Here is a 21,755-nt window from a genome sequence, read left to right as displayed (position 1 = left end):
ACAAAAGGAATTGCTATCCCAGAAGGTGGAAAAGTTACGAATGTAGAAAACATTCCAGATTTAACAACACCAGGTAAGAAAACTCCAGTTAAAGTGACAGTAGAATTACCAAACGGAAAAGTAATAACAGTGGAAGTACCAGTAAATGTGACACCGGTGAAACCAATAGAGACACCAGTTACGACAACACCATTTACACCAGAAGACTACACTAAAGGTATTAAGATTCCAGAGGGTGGAAAAGTAACAAAAGTAGAAAATATACCAGATTTAACAACTCCAGGTATGAAAACTCCAGTGAAAGTAACTATTGAATTGCCAAATGGAAAAGTAATAACAGTAGAAGTACCAGTAAATGTAACACCTGTTAAAGGTTTAGAAATTCCAGTTACAAAAACACCATTACAACCAGAGGATTACACAAAAGGTATAAAAATACCAGAAGGCGGAAAAGTAACGAAAGTAGAAAATATACCAGATTTAACAACACCAGGTAAGAAAACTCCGGTGAAAGTAACAGTAGAATTACCAAATGGAAAAGTAATAACAGTGGAAGTGCCTATAACTGTAACTCCTGCCACTGGAATTGAAACTCCTGTTACTGATACACCACTAACTAAAGAGGATATAGAAAAACATGTTAAAGTCCCAGAAGGTGGAAAAATTATTGGAGTAGGAGAAATTCCGAAAGTTAATACTCCAGGAGATAAAGGTACTGTTAAAGTGAAAATTGAACTTCCTAACGGAAAACAAATAGAAGTAGAAGTACCGGTGAATGTAACTCCGATTAAAGATATTGTTAAGAAACTAGGGGAACCTATTACTAATGAGGATGTTGAAAAACATGTGAAAATTCCAAAAGGTGGAAAAGTTATAAGTATCGGTGATAAACCTTCAACAGATGTTCCAGGTGAACGACCAAGTATACCTGTAGTTATTGAATTACCAGGAGGTAAACGTGTTACAGTAAAAGTGCCAGTAATTGTAACACCAAAAACTACTCCGATAGTTGTGAAAGTAGGAACTCCAATAACTCAAGATGATGTTAAGAAACACGTAGATCTTCCTGAAGGATGGAAAATTACAAAAGTAGGAGAAATTCCAACAACTACAACACCAGGTAATAAACCTTCAGTAACTGTAGAGATAGAATTGCCAGATGGACGAAAAGTTACAGTAGATGTGCCTGTGATTGTAACACCAAACGTAACACCAATTGTTGTAGAAGTAGGAACTCCAATAACTCAAGATGATGTTAAAAAACATGTAGATCTTCCAGAAGGATGGAAAATTACAAAAGTAGGAGAAATTCCAACAACTACAACACCAGGTGAAAAAACAGCGGTACCAGTAGAGATAGAATTACCGAATGGACAAAAAGTTACAGTTAATGTTCCCGTAAAAGTAATCGAAAAACAACGTGTTACAGAAAATAACACAAATCCGAATAATGTGGATAACAACAATAATAACGGTAATAATAATGATAATTATGGTACTGATGATAGAGGAAATGAAAATAACAATATAAGAAATGGTGAATCAAACGATAAACTTCAAGATATTGTTACTTCAAATAATACTTCTAAAAAAGCTAAAGTTGAAAAACTTCCTAACACTGGGGTAGAAAGTAATTCTATAGCTGGCTATGGATTAGCAATTTTAGGAATAGCTCTATCAGCAATAAGAAGACGTAAAGAAAAATAGTTTCTTCAAAAAAAGAGAAGCGGAAAAATCTGCTTCTCTTTTTGAATTTTTAAAAATTGATAATAAAAAAACTCTAATCAATTGAAATTAGAGTTATTTCTTGAATTATATTTATTTAGGTTTCTTCGATATTAAAGCTGAAAAGTCTAAATCATCGTATTTACTTTTGTTTAGACCGGTTAATGAATCGAAATCTGTATCTGGAAATAAGGGATCGAAGTCATCGACTTCAATGTTTGATGTGGTAGTCTTTGTATCAGCATCAGAAGATTCAGAAATCAAATTATCTATTTTAATATTGTTATTGGCGTATTCTTCAATATGAAAGTCCTTAGTTTGAATAGAATTATTAATAAATGGAGAAGTTATATCATCACTATCATCGTAATTATATTCTATTGAAACTTCTCCGAAATTTGAATCTGCAATATTCTGTTGATTATAAAATAATACTCCATATTCTTCTAAAAGTTCTTCTTTTGAATAATTCTTTAGTGGATCTTCTATAGGTGATATTGTACTTTCATAAATTTTCTTAACAAGATTTTCATCTGTTTGAATTTTATTGTCCTTAATATTCCAAGAAGAAATAAGTCTATGAACAATATCTAATTGTTCACTTGAAAGAAAATGAAGTTTTGTTTTAATTTCATTTAGCTTATCCATAACTTTACACAGCTTCTCTAGTTTCTTTTAAGTAATTGATGTAATCATTCCCCCAAATTTCTAATTCATTTAGTACAGCTTGGAATTTTTTACCAATATCCGTTAGACTGTATTCAACTTTTGGTGGTATTTGAGCATAAACTTTACGATTTATTAATCCATCTTGTTCTAATTGTTTTAATTGTTTTGTCAATGTTGCTTGAGTAATTGTCCCTAGTGATCTTTGTAACTCATTAAATCTAACACTTTTATCTTCTAGAAGATGAAGAATAAGAATTGTCCATTTTCCAGATAATATTTTTTGAGTTGTAAAAAAGGGGCATTTTCCAAAAGGTTCTTGTTGTTCCATAAAAAATCTCCTTAAAATTTCGTTGATATTATACAATTCTATCTAAAAAGATACTTACTATTGTAAAAAAACGTACTTGTTATTTTTTGGGTAAATATTATAATAATATATATAACAATTATAAAACAAATAATGAAGTTTAGCAATAGCTAAAAAACGGAGGACATAATAATGACAGAAGCAAAAAGTTTATATCAAAATAGAAGAAGCGTATATGCGTTAGGTAAAAACTTACCAATTTCAGAACAAGAAGTATTAGAAATTATTGATAATGCGGTTAAGTATTCACCAAGTGCATTTAATTCACAAACTGCACACGCTGTAGTATTATTAGGAGAAAATCACCAAAAACTTTGGGATATTACTTTTGGAGAATTAGAAAAATTCTTACCAAATGAAGAAGCTAAAGCAGCTACTAAAGGAAAAATCGATAGTTTTGCTGCAGCTTATGGAACAATTTTATTCTTCGAAGATCACGATGTAGTGAAAGGTCTTCAAGAACAATTTCCATCATATGCTGATAATTTCCCAATCTGGTCAGAACAATCAACAGGGATTGCATCATTTGCAGTTTGGAATGCATTAGCAGAAGCTGGAGTTGGAGCTAACATTCAACACTATAACCCAGTAATTGATGAAAAAGTTGCTTCAGAATGGGATATTCCAGCTAACTTAGTACTACGTGCTCAAATGCCATTTGGTGAAAAATTACAAGAAGCTGCACCAATTGAAAGAACTTCAAGAGTAAGAGTAGTAAAATAATATTTGATTTAACAACAGATTATATGAGTCACAATAACGCTAAGATAGAGATGTCTTGGCGTTATTTTGTGCTAATAATTACGCTGTTAGTTGTTGGAATATACTGGTAAATATGGTATTATAGTAGATGGTAAATAAATTAAAAATTTAGAAGGTTTAACAATGTTAAAAATAGTTATAAAAGATTTAGAAGATACTAAACGTTTAGCGAAAATTGTTAGTGAAGGTATAGAAGATAGATTAGTACTTTTGTTAAATGGTGATTTAGCCGCAGGTAAAACAACATTTACGAAATATTTAGCAGAATATTTAGGAGTAAAAAGTGTAGTTAATTCACCAACTTTTAATATAATGAAAGAATATAAATATCCTAATGGAAAATTATATCATATTGATGCTTATCGTTTAGAAGATAGCGATGAAGATTTAGGATTTGAAGATATTTTCTTTGAAGATAATGTTAGTATTATCGAATGGGGAGAATTTATTGAAGAATTCTTACCTAATGAAAGATTAATTTTCAATATTCGCTTAGTAGAAGATTACAGAGAAGTTGAAATTATTTCTAGTGGTGAATATAAAAAAATTGAAGAGAGGATTCGTGAAAATTGGTAAGTTTAATAGTGGAAGCTTCTAATGGAGTATGTTCAATTGCATGCTTTGATAATGAAACAGTATTAGCTGAAAAAAACTTTGTATGTAGTAATAATTTATCAGCAGTGATTTTAGAAGAAATCGATAATTGTTTAAAAGAAGCAGATAAGAAAAAAACGGATTTAACTGAAATTATATCTAGTGAAGGACCAGGATCGTATACAGCAATTCGTGTAGTCGCTGCTGTTTGTAAAACTTTAGCATACACACTGAAGATTAATTTGAAGAAAGTATCTTCTTTAAAGTTACAAGCTTTGTTAGAGTTTGATAGCAACAAATTACTAGTTCCATTTATTGATGCTCGTCGAGGAAATGTTTTTGGTGCAGTTTATAAAAATGAAGAAGGAAAATTAGTAGAGGTACTGGAAGAAGGATACTACTCTCTTGAAGAAATTAATAACTTTTTATCATCTCAAAGTGATGAATTTGTTTATATTAGTAAAGATATAGAAAAGTTAAGTGATTCTCTTTTAGAAGGTTCAAAAAATAATGATATGGTTCGTGCGGCTAATGTTTTTAAAATTTATGATTCATTAGAAGATGTGGATTGTTATAATATGAAACCACAATACTTAAGAAAAACTGAAGCAGAAAGGGAACTTGAAAATGATAAAAATAAATAAAGTTGACGTTAATGATTTAGATGTATTATCAAGAATAGATGTAGATAATTTCGAAGATGCTTGGACGAAAGAAATGTTTAAGTCTGAGTTGGAACATGAAAACTCAGAGTATTACGGATTATTTAATGACGGTGAAATTATTGGATTCTGTGGTGGTTGGCTTGTTGCTGATGAATATCAAGTTAATAAGATAGTTATTGACAAACCGCATCAAAATAAAAAATTAGGACAAATTTTCTTCACTTATGTAATGCAACTTTTAAAACTAAAAGGTGTAAAAAAAGCAATTGTTGAAGTTCGTGTAAGTAACATGCCTGCAATAACTGTTTATGAAAAATCTGGATTCACAACAGTCGATATGAGAAAAAATTATTACAAAAACAATGGAGAAAATGCTTTTGTAATGGTAAGGGATTTTAGTAATGAAAGAATATAAAAATTTAGAAAATGTAACTATTTTAGCTATAGAAACAAGTTGTGATGAAACTAGTGTAGCTGTAGTTGAAAATGGAAAAGAAGTACTATCGAATATAGTAAGTAGTCAAATTGAAACACATAAACAATTTGGAGGGGTAGTTCCTGAAATAGCGAGTAGACAGCATATAGAAGTAGTAATGCAAATTGTTGAAGAAGCTTTGGAAGAAGCCAAAATTATTTTAAACGATATAGATGCAATTTGTGTAACACAAGGACCTGGATTAATAGGTTCATTATTAGTTGGTGTTAATGTAGCGAAAACATTAAGTTATGCTTTAGATAAACCTTTAATAGGAGCACATCATATTGCAGGACATATTTATGCTAGTAATATAGACCATGATATAGTTTATCCATCATTAGCTCTTGTTGTTAGTGGAGGACATACAGAACTAGTTTATTTGAAAGATGAACTTGATTTTGAAATAATCGGTTCTACTCATGACGATGCTGTAGGTGAAGCGTACGATAAGGTAGCAAGACAGTTAAATCTTGAGTACCCAGGAGGTCCTAAAGTAGACAAACTTGCTAAGTTGGGCGAAGATAAGTATAAATTCCCTCGTGCAATGATTGATAGTGACGATTATAATTTTAGTTTTTCAGGTATGAAGTCAGCGGTAATTAACTTTGTACATAATGCAAAACAACGAGGTGAGGAGATCGTACCTGAAGATTTAGCTTGCAGTTTCCAAACGGCGGTAGTAGAAGTTTTAATCGCAAAAACTAAGAAAGCTATTGCGAATCTAGGTGTTAAACAGTTGATTTTAGCAGGTGGGGTTGCAGGTAATAGCGAACTTCGTAAGCAAGTCTTAGAGCTAGAACAACAATTAGGAGTAGAAGTACTTATTCCAAAAATGAGTTATTGTAGTGATAATGCGGCGATGATGGGAGCGGCAGGATATTATTATTATAAAAATAATATATTTGCTAATCCGTTAACGCTAAATGCGAAGTCAACATTAGACTTAGAAGAAGTTAGAGGATAAGCATTAGAAAGGGAACTGACTCGACAAAATTGATTTTTTTAAAATCATGATTTTTGAGTCAATCCCTTTTTATAAATATTTTGGTGTAATTATGAAAAGAAAACTTGAAGAATTATTAGATACTAACTTACAACAAATAAATCATATTTCTGAAAATAGGCATTTTATTGGATTTTCTAAAAGATTAGGACAACGCGTATTCGTTAAAATTTTTAAAGATCCATTAAAATATAAACTAGAGTATAAAGTTTTAAGAAATAAAGGTAATTTTTTATTAGATTTTCCTGAATATTCTGCACTTGTATTGAAATATGAAGACTTTATTCCACTGAATAAAGAAAGCGTGAATGATAAAGATATAATAAAAATAGCAGAGCTAATATCTGATTTTCATAGGGGAAATTGGCTCTCAATTGAAAATGACAAAGAAATTTCATTGGAAAAAGTTCTAGAAAAAAATGTATATAGATTAGCTGATAGAAAAGAATATACTGAAATAAGTGAGCTTCATTCTAAGTTTCTAAAAAATATTAGTAAATTAGACGAAGAGTATGAAAAAACACTAGTTTTAATTCATGGAGATTTTGGTCTTAGAAATATTATGAGAAAAGACGATAATTTAGTATTAATAGATTTTGAAAGAGTTAAATATGCTAGTTATTATTTAGATTTCATTAAATATTTTTATCAAGATTTAGATAATGATAAATTAAAAAAAGATCTATTTTTAAAATATTATTATGAACACTCAAATGAGGAAGTTCTTTCTGAGGAATTAGAGTACTGCATGATTTTTATCTCGGCATTAGGTATTTTAAACTATACCAAACGTGTTAAAGATAAAGAATTTGAGGAGTTAGGGTTAAAAATGTTAGAAGATGTTGAAAATTATTTTTTAAATAACTATTAAGGAATAGGAGAGTTGAAGAGTGAATAAAATTAGTGAAGAAAAACTAGAAGAAAGTCGTAGACAAGCATTACTTTTAGTTGATAAGTTGAAAGAAAACGTTAATGATTTAAAAAGTATGAGAGAACTGTCAAAAATAGTTTCTAAGGATTCAGAAATGAATGATGATTTTTGGACAGAAATTTGCAATATAGATTTTACAAAAATTGAATTTTTCCCAGTAAGATCGCTGTTGGCTGGGATATTAAAAAATAAACAAGATAATTCAAGTATTTCAAATATTTATAATTATTTGGTAGCAGAAAATACAGAATATCTTAATAGATACGGACAGAGTGCTTCTAAAAATACACCAGCAATGATAGTGTTATATTTTGCAGGTTTCTTGGGAGTCGGATTGTTTGTAATCGTTAATTTTATAATGTTAATGTTAGCACGAGGAAATTTTGAAGATGTTCTTTTTAATTTAATAGCAGGAACATTTTTAGATGCCCTTATTCTTGAAGTAATTGATAGACAGTACATCTGGGAATGGGAAGTACCATATTTTGAAAATAGTAAATTCCTAGCGTATGTTTGGACATATATTCCGATTATAATAATGTACTTATATATGAATATTTCTACATTTATTACACAAGGGTCTAACTACAATATTAGTAATGAAATTAAACTTACTATAGGTACTTATATTTTTATTTTAATTATTGTTAATGGCTTATTCAAATTAAAAAATTCTGCGGATTTTATGTATACAGTATATACAATAATTTTTAAAATAATAGCTTTCATAAGTTTTATTTGTATCATACCTGCTTACTTTTTCGGAAAACTACCAATTGATTGGATGTATATTCTGATAACTGTTCCGATTGTAAGTAGTGTTAGAGTATTAAAGAAAGTTAGTGCTACAAGATCTGCAAAACTTCTATTTTATCCAATGACATTTTGTTATTTAGTATACACTCAACCACGAGTGATTAATACTCCTATTTTAGAGGAACAAAATATATTGTTGTATGTTTCAGGAGTATTGGCAATATTAATAATAGTCATAAGTAAACTAAGAGAAAAAATCAAATAATATTAATATTAGTCCCTTTCTATATTGATAAGAAAGGGATTAATAATTTTTATAACTTATGAATTTCTATGTTACAAAGTGGTATTGATTTTATTTGACCATTATTTATGTTAAAATATAATATGATTAATATTAGGAGGCGATGATATGGCGAATATTTATTTAGATTACGCAGCAACATCAAGAAAACATTTTGATATCATAGAAAAGAATATGAATATACTAAAAGAAATCTATGCTAATCCAAGTAGTGGCCATACTCTAGGAAAGAAAAATAATAGGCTAGTTCGTGAAGGACGCGAAAAAATAGCTAATACTCTAAATGCAAGCAGTAATGAAATAATTTTTAATTCAGGTGGTACTGAAAGTAATAATACAGTTTTTAATCACGTATTAAATAGATTTGAAACTGGAGAAATAATAATTACATCTATAGAACATCCATCTGTTAAAGCTAGTGCCAAGAGACTTGAAAGATTTGGATTTAAAGTTCATGAATTATCAGTAGATGAAAGTGGAGCTATATCTCTAGATGAATTAAAAGAGAAGATTAATTCTAATACAGTATTAATTTCAATTATGTTAGCAAATAATGAAACAGGGGTACTAAATCCTATAAAAGAGGTTTCAGAACTTATTGCGGATAAAAATATACTATTGCATAGTGATATTGTTCAAGCTTTAGGTAAAGTAGAAATTGATGTGGAAGAATTAGGATTAGATTTTGCTTCAGCTTCAGCTCATAAATTAGGTTCTCTTAATAACTTTGGATTTTTATATGCAAAAGATGGAGATGTTGAACCACTACTTTTAGGTGGGGGTCAGGAAAATGGTCTTCGTTCCGGTACAACCGATTTGTTAGGGATATTAGTTCTTAATGACTGTTTATCAGAGACATTAAACTCAATTCCAACTCTTAGAGAATTGAAGAACTACTTTATTTCAGAACTTGAAAAAAATGAAGTTGAATTTGAAGTAAATGGATCTATAGAGAATTCATTGCCGAATATATTAAATATTTACTTTAAAAATATTGAAGCACAACGACTTATTACGTATCTAGATGCTCGAGACATTTATATTTCTGGTGGATCAGCTTGTAGTTCAGGGAACATTAAAGGAAGTCGTATAATTACAGAAATGTATAATATTGAACGTGCTGCACATTCTGTTAGAATTAGTGTAGGATTTGATACTAGCAGAGAATTAATTGATGAAGTTATTGAAAAGATTGTAACTTTAGAGAAAAGAATAAAAGAAAGGAACTAATAATGAATAGCAACAAAAAAGTAGTAGTTGGAATGAGTGGTGGAGTAGATTCATCTGTAACAGCATATCTTTTAAAACAACAAGGTTATGATGTTATCGGTGTTTTCATGAAAAACTGGGAAGAAAAAGATGACAGAGGAGTTTGTCTTGCGGAAAAAGATTACGAAGATGTAATTAAAGTATGTGAACAATTAGATATTCCTTATTACTCTATTAACTTTGAAAAAGAATACTGGGATAAAGTATTTACGTACTTCTTAGATGAATATAAAAAAGGTCGTACACCTAACCCAGATATTATGTGTAATAAAGAAATTAAATTTAAAGTTTTCTTAGAATATGCTGAAGACTTAGGTGCTGACTACGTGGCGACTGGACATTATGCACGAGTTAAAGATGTTGATGGAGAACGTTTAATGTTACGTGGTGTTGATAATAATAAAGATCAAACTTACTTCTTATCTCAATTAAAACAACATCAAATCAAAAATATTCTATTCCCTGTAGGAGAACTTGAGAAAAAAGATGTGCGTAAGATTGCTGAAGAAGCGGGTCTTGCTACAGCGAAGAAAAAAGACTCAACAGGTATTTGTTTCATCGGTGAGAAAAACTTTAGAGAATTCTTATCTCAATACCTACCAGCTCAAAGTGGTAAAATGGTTGATTTAGATGGTAATGTTCGTGGAGAGCACATTGGTTTAATGCACTATACAATCGGTCAGCGTCATGGATTAGGTATTGGTGGAACTAAAGATACTGAAGGTGAAGCATGGTTTGCATGTGGTAAAGACCTTGAAAATAATGTACTGTATGTTTGCCAAGGATTCCACAATGAAAAACTATATTCAGATAGCTTACTAGCAAGTTCACTATCATTCACAACGAAAAATCCACAACCTAATAAATTCACTTGTACAGCAAAATTCAGATATCGTCAACCAGATACTGAAGTAGAAGTAGAAGTATTAGAAGATAACAAAGTAAAAGTTGTTTATAAGGAGCCAGTGCGTGCTGTTACTCCAGGACAAGCGGTTGTTTTCTATGATGGTGATGTATGTCTAGGTGGAGCAATTATTGACGAAGTATATAAAGACGGAAATAAACTTCAACTGTAATATTTAAATAAAATCCTAAAAGTTAGAGAAAAACTCTAATTTTTAGGATTTTTAGTTTTTTAATTTTAAGTAATAAGACTATAGTATGTATTGAGCTAATAGTGTATCGAATCTTCGAATATCGATGTCTTTTTTTAGATTAATTTTTATTTTTCCAACTTTAGTCCAAAGTTCTACTTCAGCATTTAAGTCGAAGATTTTACCAGCATTTTCAGTTGACCACATTAATATTGAAGAGTACGGTAGAGAATAGATTTCTGCTTTTTTTCCTGTTAGTCCTTGGGCATCTTTTACAATAAGTCTTTTATCTGTAAATACTGCAACATCTCTTATTGTTGCAAATGCAGCAACTGGTTGTTCGCCGTTTATCAATAAGTTTGCAATATCTTGCGGGATAGCAACTTCTCTGAAGAATGTCCAATTTAATAAATTCATTTCGTTAGCCATAGTAACTCTCCTATCTATTGTATGATAATGTTTATTTTTACCTTAGTATAGCATAAATTATAAATAATAAGAAGGTTAAGTTTTCAGTATTATTATAATAAATTTAATGATATAATATTAGTACTAGGGGGGAGAAATATGAAAATTAATAAAGAAGGCGTTGTTTTATTTTTTAAACAAAATGTTAAGGCGATTGTTTTGGCATTACTCTGTAGTTTACTTGTTATAATTGGAGGACTTTTGTATTTTGGTCATGATAAAACAGAGGACTATAATGATGTAACCTTTTCTAATTCTCAAAATTCAGAAGTAAGTAAGGATGACAAAAAAGAAGAACAAGATTCCAAAATTTTTGTTGATGTAAAAGGGGCGGTTAAACACCCTGGAGTATTTGAAACAACGAAGGATAAAAGGGTAAAAGATTTAATTGAAGAAGCTGGTGGCTTATTAGAAGATGCTGATACTTCTACTTTGAATTTAAGTCAAAAAGTTAAAGATCAGATGGTTATTTATGTTCTTAAACATGGAGAAAAGCCAAAACAAATATCCGATGGTGTTACTAGTTCATCTAGTGGAGATGTGATTAACATAAATACTGCCAATAAAGAACAACTTATGAAAATTTCAGGAGTTGGAAAGACTAAAGCTGAAGCAATTATTTCATATAGAGAAAAAAATGGGGATTTTAAAAAGAAAGAAGATATAACAAAAGTAAAAGGAATAGGAAAAGCTACTTTTGAGAAAATTAAAGATAAAATAGAGGTATAGTTATGCAAAGAATTAGTTGGGATGAGTACTTTATGGCTCAAAGTCACCTGCTTTCGCTTAGATCGACTTGCAGCAGGTTATCTGTTGGAGCGACAATAGTTAAAGATAAACGAATAGTTTCAGGTGGTTATAATGGTTCAATAAAAGGTGATGAACATTGTATAGATGTTGGTTGCAAAGTAGTGGAAGGGCATTGTGTTAGAACGATTCATGCCGAAATAAATGCTATTTTACAATGTTCTAAATTTGGTGTTGGAACTGAAGGTGCAACAATCTATGTTACACACTTTCCATGTTTGAATTGTACAAAATCTATAATTCAAGCAGGGATAAAAGAAATTTGCTATGCAAATGATTATAGAAATAATGAATATGCTCGAGAGTTATTAGAAAAATCAGGCGTTGTCGTAAGAAAAATAGATTATGACGTAAATAATGTAGTAGAAAGGTTACTAGATAAATAGTAATGATATACTTACAACTTTCTTTACTAGCATTAGGGGCGATATTATTAAATTATAATTTAATGATATCTATGCTATGTATTGTTATTTTTCTACTAATAACTTGGAAAAATAAAAATCTTAATGCTAGGAAAACTATTATTTGTTTAATAGTCTTCTTAGCTTTTTTTATTCGCGGAGCATATGAACAAAAAACTAATATTTCTCATTTGAAAAATGTTGAAAATAATAATCTTGAACTAGTGATTTCTGATAATTTAAATGTAAATGGAAATTATATGTCGGGAATTGGACGTATTGGAGATGAGGATGTACTAATAAACTATAAAATTAAGAGTGAAGAAGAGAAGAAATTTTTTAAAGAAAAATTTTGGGGTGGAAAATTATCTGTAGTTGCTAATATAGAAGACGTTCCAAGTAAAACTAATTTTTATTCGTTTGATTATAAAAAGTATAACGAGAATAGAGGAATCTTTAAAAAAGTTTCTATTAATGAAATATCTGAGGTTAAGCATTTAGATTCTCTTCTTTTTAAATTCAAAACCTTTAGGAACAAAATGACCTTGAAGATAGATAGAGAACTTACCTTTGATAAGAGTGGGTATTTTCAAGCTTTAATTTTTGGAGATAAAAGTTATTTGTTGAGAGATGAAATTAGTTCTTTTAAAAACTTAGGTACTAGTCATTTATTAGCAATTTCTGGCTTACATATTGGGGTACTAATATCATTAATATATTTTATTTTATTAAAACTTAAAGTAAGTGTTGATTATATTGAAAAAATAATCTTAATTATAATTCCGTTATATATGTTATTAAGTGGGGCTAGTGCATCTGTTCTTAGAGCAGGTTTTATGATTATATTATATATAATTTTCAGAAGAAAAAGTATTGATAAATTGGATAGTTTACTTCTTACATTTTTAATCTTATTATTCTACAATCCGTTATATGCTTTTAATATAGGTTTTCAATTATCATTCTTTATAACATTTAGTTTATTGATGTCAGAAAGTTATATTAAAACTTCTAGAAATAAACTACATATGTCTTTGAGGATTAGTATTATTTCTACATTGGCAAGTGTGCCGATATTACTTTATAATTTTTATACTATAGTTTATATTTCTGTACTAAGTAATATAGTTTTAGTTCCAATATTCAGTATAGTATTGTTCCCGTTAGTATTGATAAGTTATATTATATTTTTAATAAGTATTCCTATATTTAATATTCTGTGTAAACCGTTATTAAATTTTACCTTTACTATTTTCGATAAACTTCAAGAAATATTCTTATATGTAAAACCGTTAAGAATTGGAAAGCAAAGTATATTTATAATAATTGTTATTTTTATAGTAGTTGTATATATTATGGTAGAATTGAACAGATTTAAATATTTGCGTGCTGCAACCGGAGTTTTGACAGTCGCTATATTATTAATTATTTCGAGTTATATACCTAGAGAATATATAGAGGAGCTAAAAATAGGAAAAGAAAATATTTATTACATTAGAGAAAATAGTAATAATATGATAATAAATACATCTAGTAATATGAAAAATTTTTATACAGATTACAGAAAAAAAGATAGAGAATATGATATAATGAGTGAATATGATTCACTTATGAACTATGAAGGTAAGGATAGAATCAATTATTTATTACTTACTTCAGCTAAAAAAAATAAAAGTGAATATGCGACAAATTTATTAGCAAATAACTTAGTGAATAAGATTATAGTAGTAGATAGTGTGACTAAAAAATTATTAGAATTAAAAGATATAGCTCAATATAAAAAAGTAGAGTATATCGTTTTGAATAATGGAACTGAGATGAAATTTGGTAGTACATCTGTTTTTTATTATGATAAAAAAGTAAAGGTGAAAAATCAGGATAGAGAATTTGAGATTGAGGTAGATGATTGATGAAAAATATCTATGTGATATATGGAGAAAATTTTGAAGCTATTAATGATTATGAGAAAAGTATAGCGAAAAAATATCTTAAAGAACTAGATGAATTTAATTATGTAAAAATTAATATGCATGAAAATACTATAGAAACTTTAGTTTATGAATGCAGAAGTAGTGGATTATTTGGGAATGAAAAAGTTGTCGTTGCTGAGAATTGTAATTTCTTATTAGCGAAACCTAAAAAAATTAAAGTAGAACATAATGTTGATGCATTGATGAATTATTTAGAGAATATCAATGAAGAAGTTGTGTTGATTTTAAAAATATCGGATAAGATCGATAGTAGAAAGAAATTAATAAAGATGATTAAAGAAGCAGGAGAAGTTAAAGAATTTTCTAACTTTAATGAGAAGGAGATTTCAGAGTACATTGTGAAAACAGTGGCAGTGCATGATATGAAAATCTCTAAAGTAGATGCGGAATTTCTAGTAAATTACACTCGTTTAGATTTTGCAAATATAAAAAAAGAATTGGAAAAACTACTTTTATATTGTGACGAGAAGAAGATAATAACTCGAGATGATATAGAACTATTAGCAACTAGAAGTTTAGAGTATGATGTTTTCAGCTTAACCAATGAATTATTTGGGAAAAATTATGCTAAATTGAGAGTTGTATATAATTCATTAGTATTAAAAAAAGAAGAACCAATATTCTTGCTATCTTTAATTAGCGGCCAATTAAGAATGTATTATAAGGTGAAAGTACTTCTAAATGAGCATTATTCACAAAAAGATATAGCTAAGGAATTAGGTGTTCATCCGTATAGAGTGCAGTTGGCAGCACAAGGGATCAGAAATTATAGCGTTGATAAAATTATGAAAACATTAATATTATCAACTGATTATGACAAATTATTAAAATCTTCATATATGGATAAATACATAATATTAGATCTTTATATTAATAAATTGATAGATGAATTAAAATAAAAATAAATTTTTTGAGTACTAGTTACCCTGAATATTTTAAATTTTTAAAATGGTTTATCGATATCTAAATTTACATAATAAATGGTTATTTGAAACAAGTTCAGATAATCATTTATTTTTTATTCAGATAATTAAGAAACTTTTAATGAAAAATATTTCATAAAAAACAAAAAATTCAGATAAATTAGTTTATTATAATTTAATATAGTGATATAATAATATTGTTAAAATAGAAAAATAAAATGAGGTATTGTTTAATGAAGAAAATAGAAACTAAATTAGCTCAATTAGGAAATAGAAAAGATAAGGTAACTGGAGCAATAGTAACGCCGATATATTTATCGACAGCTTATGCTCATCCTGGATTAGGAGAAAGTACAGGATATGATTATACGAGAACTAAAAATCCAACTCGTACAATTTTAGAAGAAGGTTTATGTGAACTTGAAGAAGGGTGTCGTGCGATAGCGACTAGTTCAGGGATGAGTGCTATTCAACTAGTTTTTGAACTATTTGATTTAAATAGTGAATTCTTAGTGTCTAGAGACTTATATGGGGGAAGTTTTAGATACTTTGATGAGTTAGAACGTAAAGGTGCACAGAAATTTGTTTATTTCACAGATGAAAAAGATCTTGAAGATAAAATCACAGATAATATAAAAGCGGTATTTATAGAAACACCAACTAATCCATTAATGCAAGAAGTTGATATAGAGAAGGTTGCTCAGATTTCTAAATCGAAAAATGCGTTGTTAATTGTTGATAATACTTTATTAACACCATTAAGACAAAAGCCACTAACTATGGGAGCTGATATTGTTGTTCATTCAGCAACTAAATATTTAACAGGTCACAACGATATACTTGCTGGTGCTGTTATTACAAATGATGAACAAATTGGAGAAAGATTAGCGTGGATTTCTAATACAACTGGAGCTGTCTTATCGGCATTTGATAGCTGGTTATTCATTAGAAGTTTAAAAACATTGCCACTTCGTTTTAATCAACAAGAAAAAAATGCTAAAAAATTAGCTGAAGAATTAGCGAAACATCCTGAAGTGAAAGAAGTATTATATCCGAAAAAAGGAGCTATGCTAAGTTTCAAATTAAATGATGCTACTAAAATTGATAAATTTTTACGTTCATTAAGAGTTGCTACTTTTGCTGAGAGTTTAGGTGGTGTAGAAACGTTAGTAACTTATCCTACTACTCAAACTCATTTTGATATACCAGAAGAATTACGTTTATCTTATGGACTTACTCCAGATTTACTAAGAATTTCTGTAGGTGTAGAAGATGCTGAAGATTTAGTTGAAGATTTTCTAAGAGCATTAGAAGCATAGGGGGAGAAAAAATGACTAGAGTAGAAGAATTTGTAAAAAAATACTATGTTGAAAGAAGAGATACAAATAGTTTAAAATGGGATGCTTTGGAAGAACGATTTGGTGATCCTGAATTACTAGCTTTATGGGTAGCTGATATGGAATTCAAAACTCCCGAAAGTATTAGAGAAGCGTTGAGTGAACGTGTTGCACATGGAGTATTTGGATATACTAAATTACCAGAAAGTTACTATAATGAATATAAAAATTGGCATAAAGAAAAATACGATTTCGAAGTAGATAAACAATGGATAAGATTTGCTCCGGGTATAGTTCAAGCTATATTATGGGTGATTCAGGCGTATACTAGAAAAGAAGATGCGGTTATTATTATGCCACCTGTATACTATCCTTTTGCTAATTCTATTAGAAATAGTGGTAGAAAATTAGTAGAATCTCCATTACTAGAGGAAGATGGTAAATTCAAAATAGATTTTGAGACTTTTGAAAAAGAGATTCGAGAAAAAGATGTCAAGTTATATATCCATTGTTCACCTCATAATCCAGTCGGAAGAGTTTGGACATTAGAAGAGCAGAGAAGAGTATTTGAAATTTGCGAAAAATACGATGTTCTTGTATTATCTGATGAAATCCACCAAGATTTCACATATGGAAATCATAAACAAATTTCAGCATTAGCATTAGAAGGTGGTAGATATAATAATCGTTTAATAGTAGCTAATTCAGGATCAAAAACTTTTAACCTTGCCTCACTAGTACATGCGACACTTTTAATACCGGATAGTAATGTTCGTGAACAATTTGATAAATTTAGTAAAGAAAATCTAGGAGCAGAGCCAAGTTTATTAGGGCAAATAGCTCTTGAAGCTGGTTATAGAGATGGAAAAGATTGGGTAGAAGGATTAAAAGCAACAATCTTACACAATTATAATTTAATTCATGATACATTAGCTAAAAAAGTACCAGAAATTAAAGTTTATCCATTGGAAGGAACATATCTAGTATTTTTAAACCTTGAGAATGTTTTAAATGGAAAAAGCACGAAACAATTCATTCAAGATGAATGTGGACTAGCAATTGACTTTGGACATTGGTTTGGAAAAGGGTATAATAGTTATGTAAGAATTAATCTTGCTACTAGTCCAGAAAATATACAAGAAGCTGTTGAAAGAATCATAAAAAATTGTAATAGATAGTATTAATTTTAAAGAAGGATGTAGATAACATGTCTATGTTCTTCTTTTTTCTGTGGAAATAAAAAAAACTACTCAGAAGTCTGAGTAGTCTTTAAATTATTTAGCTAGGTTTGATTTATATCTAGCAGCTGCGTTTTTGTGGATTAAATTAGTTTTAGCAGCTTTATCGATTTTTTTGTAAGCAAGGTTTACTAACTCTGCAGCGTTAGCAGCACCTTCAGATTTAGCTACTTTAGCTTTTTTAATAGCTGTACGCATTTCAGATTTTTTAGCTGTGTTAGCAGCGTTTGTTTTAGCATCTTTTCTTACGCTTAATACTGATGATTTAATGTTTGGCATTCGATTCACCTCCTGGTCCTTATTTTTATTACTAAGAAATATTAATTAATATTCTTAATTACAATGAATTAAGTGTTGTTAGATACAACTACCTCATTTTAACATATTAAAATTGTAAATGCAAGGTATTTTTATACTTTTTTTTGCTATTAGTTATTTTTTAAGAATTTTTTATATTTTGGTTGACTAATGACTATAATGTATGTTAGTATATATGACGTTGATATTTAATTTTACATAGGTAAGGTTATTTGTCTTCTGACTTTATTATAATAAAAGATGTTTGAGAGATCCATCTATAAAAAAAACCTGAAGTACTGGTTTCTCAAATCAGTACTTTTTTATTTTCTCTTGAACAAGATAAGGAGATATAATGAGAAATAATACAGTTAAAGTTTTAACTATTCAAGCGTTAATCGCAGCGATTTATGTTGTATTAACATTAGCTATCGCGCCATTTTCATACGGTGCTATCCAATTTCGTATAAGTGAATCACTTTCACAATTAGTAGTGTTTAGCAAAAAATATTGGTTCCCAATTACTTTAGGAGTGGCAATCGCTAATATCTTTAGTCCACTTGGTATAGTAGATGTGTTCTTTGGAACTTTAGGAACAGGATTAGCTTTAGCAATCAGTATTTTTGTTTTTAAATTTGTAAAAAATAGAATTGCTAGACACATCATTAATATTATTTTATACCTAGTTATTTGTATGCCAATTATTGCATATGAAATTACTATTTTTAGTGGTGATAATTCAGCTAGAGTACCATTCGAGTTTGGTGCATTTACAGCTATCTACGGATCACTTCTTTTATCACAAGTAATCGTTATGGTTATCGGTATTGTTATTACTGAAGCTTTAAATAAAGCGATTGATCTTAAAAAAGTATTTGAATAATATTTATATAGAATCGTTAGGAAAATTCCTAGCGATTTTTTTATTATAAATTATTGACTCTCACGTAACGTCATAGTATATAATAAGAATATCACTAGTGAAATATTATAAATTATAGAGGGATGATTATGAGGATAAATGAAGTTGTGAAACTTACTGGAGTAAGTGCAAGAACATTACAATATTATGATGAAATTGGTTTACTAATTCCTCAAAAGTTAGATAACGGTTATAGAGATTATACCGAGGAAAATTTAGAGAAATTACAAAAAATATTATTCTATAGATTTCTTAAGTTTAAGTTAAATGATATAAAAGAATTACTTGAAGGTGATTTTGATAATTTAAAAATACTTGAACAACAACGTGAATTAATTTTAAGAGAAAAAGAAAAGTTTGAAGTGATTTTACATAATATAGAAAAAACAATTAGCAATTATAAAGGAGAAAAAACAATGACAATAGAAGAAAAATTTAATGGATTTAAAAAAGAGGATCTAAATAAGTATGAAAATCAAGCAGTAGAAAAATATGGTAAAGATACAATTGAAGAATCTAAAAAGCGTCAAAGTGGAAGAGAAGAAATAGTAACCGAGGAATTTAATGAAGTATTTCGTTCGATGGCGAAATTCAAAGATGAAAATGTAGATGTAGCAGAAAAAGAAGTACAATCTAAGGTAGAAGATTTATATAATAATATGAACGAATATGCTTTTGATTGTAGTATAGAAGTCTTCTCATATATAGGGAAAGGATATGTTCATAACCCAGAATTCAAAAAAAATATAGATAAATTTGGTGAAGGTGTAGCAGAGTATACATCTAAAGCAATAGAGAAATATTGTAGTGACAGATTAAATAAATAAGAAAGATAAAAATGTTCTAAAATAGTTTTTTAAAAGAAAATTTTAAAAAAACTATTGACAAATGAAATTATATATATTAAAATAACTAAGTCAGTTGAAAATGTACCGTAGACAGTAGGGGGAGAAATCCTTAATTAACCTACCGAGGACAAAATTCGAAAAGAAACTTATGTGCCTTTTTGTATGTTCTCGCATGCAAGAAGGTTTTTTTAATGGTACTGAAATTGATAAATCTACTTAGGAGGAAGTTCAATGTCAAAAGCTATTGAGAGAAAACAAGAGTTAGTAAATCAAATCGCAGAAGAAATTAAATCAAGTTCTTCAGTTGTTATCGCTGACTACCGTGGATTAAACGTTGCGGAAGTAACAGAATTACGTAACAACATGCGTAACGAAGGTTTAACTTTAAAAGTTTATAAAAACTCATTAGTTCGTCGTGCGATGGAGCAAGCAGGAATTGAAGGATTAGACGAAGTTCTAACTGGACCAAATGCTTTTGCTTTCTCAACAGACGATGCTGTAGCTCCTGCTAGAGTTTTAAACGATTTCGCTAAAGAACACGAAAACTTAGAACTAAAAGCTGGTGTTATAGAAGGAAAAGTTGCAGATCAATCTGAAATTAAAGCTATCGCTACATTACCAAGTCGCGAAGGATTACTTTCAATGTTACTATCTGTATTAACAGCGCCAATGCGCAATACTGCTTTAGCTGTTAAAGCTGTTGCAGACCAAAAAGCTGAACAAGAAGCTTAATAAACAACAATATTAAAAATATATAATTTAAAAATCGGAGGAAATTTATAATGACTAAAGAGCAAATTTTAGACGCTATCAAAGAAATGTCAGTTTTAGAATTAAACGACTTAGTAAAAGCAATTGAAGAAGAATTCGGAGTAACTGCTGCTGCACCTGTAGCTGTAGTTGGTGGAGCTGCTGCTGGAGCTGCTGAAGAAAAAACTGAATTTGACGTAGTTTTAGCTAGCGCTGGAGACTCAAAAATTAAAGTAATCAAAGTTGTTCGTGAAATCACTGGAGACGGACTAAAAGAAGCTAAAGAAAAAGTTGATGGTGCGCCAGCAACACTTAAAGAAGGAGTTTCTAAAGAAGAAGCTGAAGAAATCAAAGCTAAATTAGAAGAAGTTGGAGCAACTGTAGAAGTTAAATAATTTCTAATCTAAGTAGATAAAAAGATAGATGTAAATAAACAATAATATTCTATTTGAGAATATTTGATACGATGATAATAACAAAAATAGTATATCTCAAGTGTCTAACTGTGGGATATACTATTTTCTTTCATTTTAAGAGGTGTCTTTATTATGGAACATTATTATACAAATAATCCGACGACAGAAAGTCGTGAAAAAATTATCAACTCAACAATAGCAAATGAGAATTTGAAGTTCTATACAGATAACGGGGTATTTTCAAAAGAAAATGTTGACTTTGGAACTAAAACGATGTTAGAAAGTTTTAATACTGAAAAGGAAGATGCTAAAGTTGCTGATATTGGATGTGGCTATGGAGTTATATCTATATTTTTAGCAAAAAAATATCCGACGTTTAAGTTTACTATGGTAGATGTAAATAATAGGGTTTTAGAACTATCAAAAAAAAATATTGAACTTAATAACATAAATAATGAAGTAGAAGTACTAGAAAGTAGTTCCTTTGATAATATCGAAGGAAACTTTGATATAGTATTAACAAACCCACCGATAAGAGCTGGGAAAAAAATCGTACATAAAATAATGACAGATAGTTATGAACATCTAAATGCTCAGGGGGAGCTTTGGGTGGTTATACAAAAAAAACAAGGAATGGCTAGTTGTAAAAAATTATTAGAAGAGACTTTTTCTAGAGTAGAAATAGTTACTAAAAATAAAGGCTACTATATACTGAAAGCCGTAAAATAATTGACAAC

General features: G+C 29.2%; 25 protein-coding genes and 1 other annotated feature. Of the genes, 21 read left to right on the top strand and 4 right to left on the bottom strand.

Going from position 1 to position 21,755, the window contains the following annotated elements; genetic code table 11:
- Positions 1–1,707, top strand: a 1,707-nt coding sequence (locus PNO30_RS02465; RefSeq protein ID WP_271987034.1) for a Rib/alpha-like domain-containing protein, incomplete at its 5' end; no start/stop codon positions are given.
- 111 nt (positions 1,708–1,818) lie between these two features.
- Here the strand turns inward: PNO30_RS02465 and PNO30_RS02460 are convergent.
- Complete coding sequence (locus tag PNO30_RS02460; RefSeq protein ID WP_271987033.1) at positions 1,819–2,373, bottom strand: hypothetical protein; 555 nt, start codon at positions 2,371–2,373, stop codon at positions 1,819–1,821.
- A gap of 4 nt (positions 2,374–2,377) precedes the next feature.
- Positions 2,378–2,722 carry a winged helix-turn-helix transcriptional regulator gene (locus tag PNO30_RS02455; protein ID WP_271987032.1) on the bottom strand — a complete coding sequence of 115 codons (345 nt, stop codon included), beginning with the start codon at positions 2,720–2,722 and terminating at the stop codon, positions 2,378–2,380.
- 171 nt (positions 2,723–2,893) lie between these two features.
- Between PNO30_RS02455 and PNO30_RS02450 the strand changes: the two genes are divergently transcribed.
- The 9 genes from PNO30_RS02450 (at position 2,894) to mnmA (ending at position 10,599) form a co-directional block, all read left to right on the top strand.
- On the top strand, positions 2,894–3,484 hold the full coding sequence (locus tag PNO30_RS02450) for a nitroreductase family protein (RefSeq protein WP_271987031.1): 591 nt from the start codon (positions 2,894–2,896) through the stop codon (positions 3,482–3,484).
- Positions 3,485–3,646: 162 nt separating this feature from the next.
- Positions 3,647–4,099, top strand: a complete 453-nt coding sequence (gene tsaE, locus PNO30_RS02445) for a tRNA (adenosine(37)-N6)-threonylcarbamoyltransferase complex ATPase subunit type 1 TsaE (protein WP_271987030.1) — start codon at positions 3,647–3,649, stop codon at positions 4,097–4,099.
- Positions 4,093–4,761, top strand: coding sequence for a tRNA (adenosine(37)-N6)-threonylcarbamoyltransferase complex dimerization subunit type 1 TsaB (gene tsaB, locus PNO30_RS02440; RefSeq protein ID WP_271987029.1), 669 nt, complete (start codon positions 4,093–4,095; stop codon positions 4,759–4,761). Before tsaE ends, tsaB begins: the two co-directional genes overlap by 7 nt.
- The gene (rimI, locus tag PNO30_RS02435) at positions 4,745–5,197 is read left to right on the top strand and encodes a ribosomal protein S18-alanine N-acetyltransferase (RefSeq protein ID WP_048803041.1); all 453 of its coding nucleotides are present in this window, start codon (positions 4,745–4,747) and stop codon (positions 5,195–5,197) included. The genes tsaB and rimI overlap by 17 nt, the downstream gene beginning before the upstream one ends.
- Positions 5,184–6,224 (top strand): tRNA (adenosine(37)-N6)-threonylcarbamoyltransferase complex transferase subunit TsaD, encoded by a 1,041-nt coding sequence (tsaD, locus tag PNO30_RS02430; protein ID WP_271987028.1) that lies wholly within the window; start codon positions 5,184–5,186, stop codon positions 6,222–6,224. Before rimI ends, tsaD begins: the two co-directional genes overlap by 14 nt.
- Positions 6,225–6,315: 91 nt before the next feature.
- A complete protein-coding gene (locus tag PNO30_RS02425) occupies positions 6,316–7,134 on the top strand; it encodes a phosphotransferase family protein (protein ID WP_271987027.1) in 819 nt (272 codons plus the stop codon).
- A 19-nt stretch (positions 7,135–7,153) separates the two neighbouring features.
- Positions 7,154–8,215, top strand: a complete 1,062-nt coding sequence (locus tag PNO30_RS02420) for a hypothetical protein (protein ID WP_271987025.1) — start codon at positions 7,154–7,156, stop codon at positions 8,213–8,215.
- Between the two features lie 147 nt (positions 8,216–8,362).
- Positions 8,363–9,484 (top strand): cysteine desulfurase family protein, encoded by a 1,122-nt coding sequence (locus tag PNO30_RS02415; protein WP_271987024.1) that lies wholly within the window; start codon positions 8,363–8,365, stop codon positions 9,482–9,484.
- Between the two features lie 2 nt (positions 9,485–9,486).
- Complete coding sequence (gene mnmA / locus PNO30_RS02410; RefSeq protein ID WP_271987023.1) at positions 9,487–10,599, top strand: tRNA 2-thiouridine(34) synthase MnmA; 1,113 nt, start codon at positions 9,487–9,489, stop codon at positions 10,597–10,599.
- A gap of 78 nt (positions 10,600–10,677) precedes the next feature.
- On the opposite strand, the gene PNO30_RS02405 is transcribed toward mnmA, so the two are convergent.
- The gene (locus PNO30_RS02405) at positions 10,678–11,046 is read right to left on the bottom strand and encodes a PH domain-containing protein (RefSeq protein ID WP_271987022.1); all 369 of its coding nucleotides are present in this window, start codon (positions 11,044–11,046) and stop codon (positions 10,678–10,680) included.
- 138 nt (positions 11,047–11,184) lie between these two features.
- Here PNO30_RS02405 and PNO30_RS02400 point away from each other — a divergent pair, with 138 nt between their 5' ends.
- The 6 genes from PNO30_RS02400 (at position 11,185) to PNO30_RS02375 (ending at position 17,725) form a co-directional block, all read left to right on the top strand.
- Positions 11,185–11,814, top strand: a complete 630-nt coding sequence (locus PNO30_RS02400; protein ID WP_271987021.1) for a helix-hairpin-helix domain-containing protein — start codon at positions 11,185–11,187, stop codon at positions 11,812–11,814.
- Between the two features lie 2 nt (positions 11,815–11,816).
- Complete coding sequence (locus tag PNO30_RS02395; protein ID WP_003146342.1) at positions 11,817–12,278, top strand: ComE operon protein 2; 462 nt, start codon at positions 11,817–11,819, stop codon at positions 12,276–12,278.
- A gap of 2 nt (positions 12,279–12,280) precedes the next feature.
- Entirely contained in the window at positions 12,281–14,206 is a 1,926-nt protein-coding gene (locus tag PNO30_RS02390; protein WP_271987020.1) for a ComEC/Rec2 family competence protein, read from the top strand.
- Complete coding sequence (gene holA / locus PNO30_RS02385) at positions 14,206–15,186, top strand: DNA polymerase III subunit delta (RefSeq protein ID WP_271987019.1); 981 nt, start codon at positions 14,206–14,208, stop codon at positions 15,184–15,186. The genes PNO30_RS02390 and holA overlap by 1 nt, the downstream gene beginning before the upstream one ends.
- A 257-nt stretch (positions 15,187–15,443) precedes the next feature.
- Positions 15,444–16,529, top strand: coding sequence for a PLP-dependent transferase (locus PNO30_RS02380; protein ID WP_271987018.1), 1,086 nt, complete (start codon positions 15,444–15,446; stop codon positions 16,527–16,529).
- An 11-nt stretch (positions 16,530–16,540) separates the two neighbouring features.
- The gene (locus PNO30_RS02375) at positions 16,541–17,725 is read left to right on the top strand and encodes a MalY/PatB family protein (protein WP_271987016.1); all 1,185 of its coding nucleotides are present in this window, start codon (positions 16,541–16,543) and stop codon (positions 17,723–17,725) included.
- A 96-nt stretch (positions 17,726–17,821) separates the two neighbouring features.
- Here PNO30_RS02375 and rpsT read toward each other — a convergent pair whose 3' ends face one another.
- The gene (rpsT, locus tag PNO30_RS02370) at positions 17,822–18,064 is read right to left on the bottom strand and encodes a 30S ribosomal protein S20 (protein WP_003145397.1); all 243 of its coding nucleotides are present in this window, start codon (positions 18,062–18,064) and stop codon (positions 17,822–17,824) included.
- Between the two features lie 373 nt (positions 18,065–18,437).
- On the opposite strand from rpsT, the gene PNO30_RS02365 reads away from it, so the two are divergent.
- The 5 genes from PNO30_RS02365 to PNO30_RS02345 all read left to right on the top strand — a co-directional run bounded on the left by PNO30_RS02365 (position 18,438) and on the right by PNO30_RS02345 (position 21,747).
- Positions 18,438–18,965 (top strand): QueT transporter family protein, encoded by a 528-nt coding sequence (locus PNO30_RS02365; RefSeq protein ID WP_003146333.1) that lies wholly within the window; start codon positions 18,438–18,440, stop codon positions 18,963–18,965.
- Positions 18,966–19,093: 128 nt separating this feature from the next.
- Entirely contained in the window at positions 19,094–19,831 is a 738-nt protein-coding gene (locus PNO30_RS02360; protein WP_271987015.1) for a MerR family transcriptional regulator, read from the top strand.
- An 87-nt stretch (positions 19,832–19,918) separates the two neighbouring features.
- Positions 19,919–20,051 (top strand) — a sequence feature (ribosomal protein L10 leader region).
- A 32-nt stretch (positions 20,052–20,083) separates the two neighbouring features.
- Complete coding sequence (gene rplJ / locus PNO30_RS02355) at positions 20,084–20,584, top strand: 50S ribosomal protein L10 (RefSeq protein WP_271966314.1); 501 nt, start codon at positions 20,084–20,086, stop codon at positions 20,582–20,584.
- A 50-nt stretch (positions 20,585–20,634) separates the two neighbouring features.
- Entirely contained in the window at positions 20,635–20,997 is a 363-nt protein-coding gene (gene rplL / locus PNO30_RS02350; RefSeq protein WP_271966313.1) for a 50S ribosomal protein L7/L12, read from the top strand.
- A gap of 153 nt (positions 20,998–21,150) precedes the next feature.
- The gene (locus tag PNO30_RS02345; protein WP_271966312.1) at positions 21,151–21,747 is read left to right on the top strand and encodes a class I SAM-dependent methyltransferase; all 597 of its coding nucleotides are present in this window, start codon (positions 21,151–21,153) and stop codon (positions 21,745–21,747) included.
- The last annotated feature ends 8 nt before the right edge of the window (positions 21,748–21,755 follow it).

The organism is Gemella haemolysans (assembly GCF_028308085.1).
In the GTDB taxonomy this organism is placed as follows: domain Bacteria; phylum Bacillota; class Bacilli; order Staphylococcales; family Gemellaceae; genus Gemella; species Gemella haemolysans_D.
Note: the sequence above shows the minus strand (reverse complement) of the source record. Positions and strands in the feature narration are given on the sequence as shown.

What these genes read in the sequence shown, in the direction of transcription:
- PNO30_RS02460 (WP_271987033.1), bottom strand. Translation starts at nt 2,373, where the DNA reads ATGGATAAGCTAAATGAAATTAAAACAAAACTTCATTTTCTTTCAAGT.
- PNO30_RS02455 (WP_271987032.1), bottom strand. Translation starts at nt 2,722, where the DNA reads ATGGAACAACAAGAACCTTTTGGAAAATGCCCCTTTTTTACAACTCAA.
- PNO30_RS02450 (WP_271987031.1), top strand. Translation starts at nt 2,894, where the DNA reads ATGACAGAAGCAAAAAGTTTATATCAAAATAGAAGAAGCGTATATGCG.
- tsaE (WP_271987030.1), top strand. Translation starts at nt 3,647, where the DNA reads ATGTTAAAAATAGTTATAAAAGATTTAGAAGATACTAAACGTTTAGCG.
- rimI (WP_048803041.1), top strand. Translation starts at nt 4,745, where the DNA reads ATGATAAAAATAAATAAAGTTGACGTTAATGATTTAGATGTATTATCA.
- tsaD (WP_271987028.1), top strand. Translation starts at nt 5,184, where the DNA reads ATGAAAGAATATAAAAATTTAGAAAATGTAACTATTTTAGCTATAGAA.
- PNO30_RS02425 (WP_271987027.1), top strand. Translation starts at nt 6,316, where the DNA reads ATGAAAAGAAAACTTGAAGAATTATTAGATACTAACTTACAACAAATA.
- PNO30_RS02415 (WP_271987024.1), top strand. Translation starts at nt 8,363, where the DNA reads ATGGCGAATATTTATTTAGATTACGCAGCAACATCAAGAAAACATTTT.
- mnmA (WP_271987023.1), top strand. Translation starts at nt 9,487, where the DNA reads ATGAATAGCAACAAAAAAGTAGTAGTTGGAATGAGTGGTGGAGTAGAT.
- PNO30_RS02405 (WP_271987022.1), bottom strand. Translation starts at nt 11,046, where the DNA reads ATGGCTAACGAAATGAATTTATTAAATTGGACATTCTTCAGAGAAGTT.
- PNO30_RS02400 (WP_271987021.1), top strand. Translation starts at nt 11,185, where the DNA reads ATGAAAATTAATAAAGAAGGCGTTGTTTTATTTTTTAAACAAAATGTT.
- PNO30_RS02395 (WP_003146342.1), top strand. Translation starts at nt 11,817, where the DNA reads ATGCAAAGAATTAGTTGGGATGAGTACTTTATGGCTCAAAGTCACCTG.
- PNO30_RS02390 (WP_271987020.1), top strand. Translation starts at nt 12,281, where the DNA reads ATGATATACTTACAACTTTCTTTACTAGCATTAGGGGCGATATTATTA.
- holA (WP_271987019.1), top strand. Translation starts at nt 14,206, where the DNA reads ATGAAAAATATCTATGTGATATATGGAGAAAATTTTGAAGCTATTAAT.
- PNO30_RS02380 (WP_271987018.1), top strand. Translation starts at nt 15,444, where the DNA reads ATGAAGAAAATAGAAACTAAATTAGCTCAATTAGGAAATAGAAAAGAT.
- PNO30_RS02375 (WP_271987016.1), top strand. Translation starts at nt 16,541, where the DNA reads ATGACTAGAGTAGAAGAATTTGTAAAAAAATACTATGTTGAAAGAAGA.
- rpsT (WP_003145397.1), bottom strand. Translation starts at nt 18,064, where the DNA reads ATGCCAAACATTAAATCATCAGTATTAAGCGTAAGAAAAGATGCTAAA.
- PNO30_RS02365 (WP_003146333.1), top strand. Translation starts at nt 18,438, where the DNA reads ATGAGAAATAATACAGTTAAAGTTTTAACTATTCAAGCGTTAATCGCA.
- PNO30_RS02360 (WP_271987015.1), top strand. Translation starts at nt 19,094, where the DNA reads ATGAGGATAAATGAAGTTGTGAAACTTACTGGAGTAAGTGCAAGAACA.
- rplJ (WP_271966314.1), top strand. Translation starts at nt 20,084, where the DNA reads ATGTCAAAAGCTATTGAGAGAAAACAAGAGTTAGTAAATCAAATCGCA.
- rplL (WP_271966313.1), top strand. Translation starts at nt 20,635, where the DNA reads ATGACTAAAGAGCAAATTTTAGACGCTATCAAAGAAATGTCAGTTTTA.
- PNO30_RS02345 (WP_271966312.1), top strand. Translation starts at nt 21,151, where the DNA reads ATGGAACATTATTATACAAATAATCCGACGACAGAAAGTCGTGAAAAA.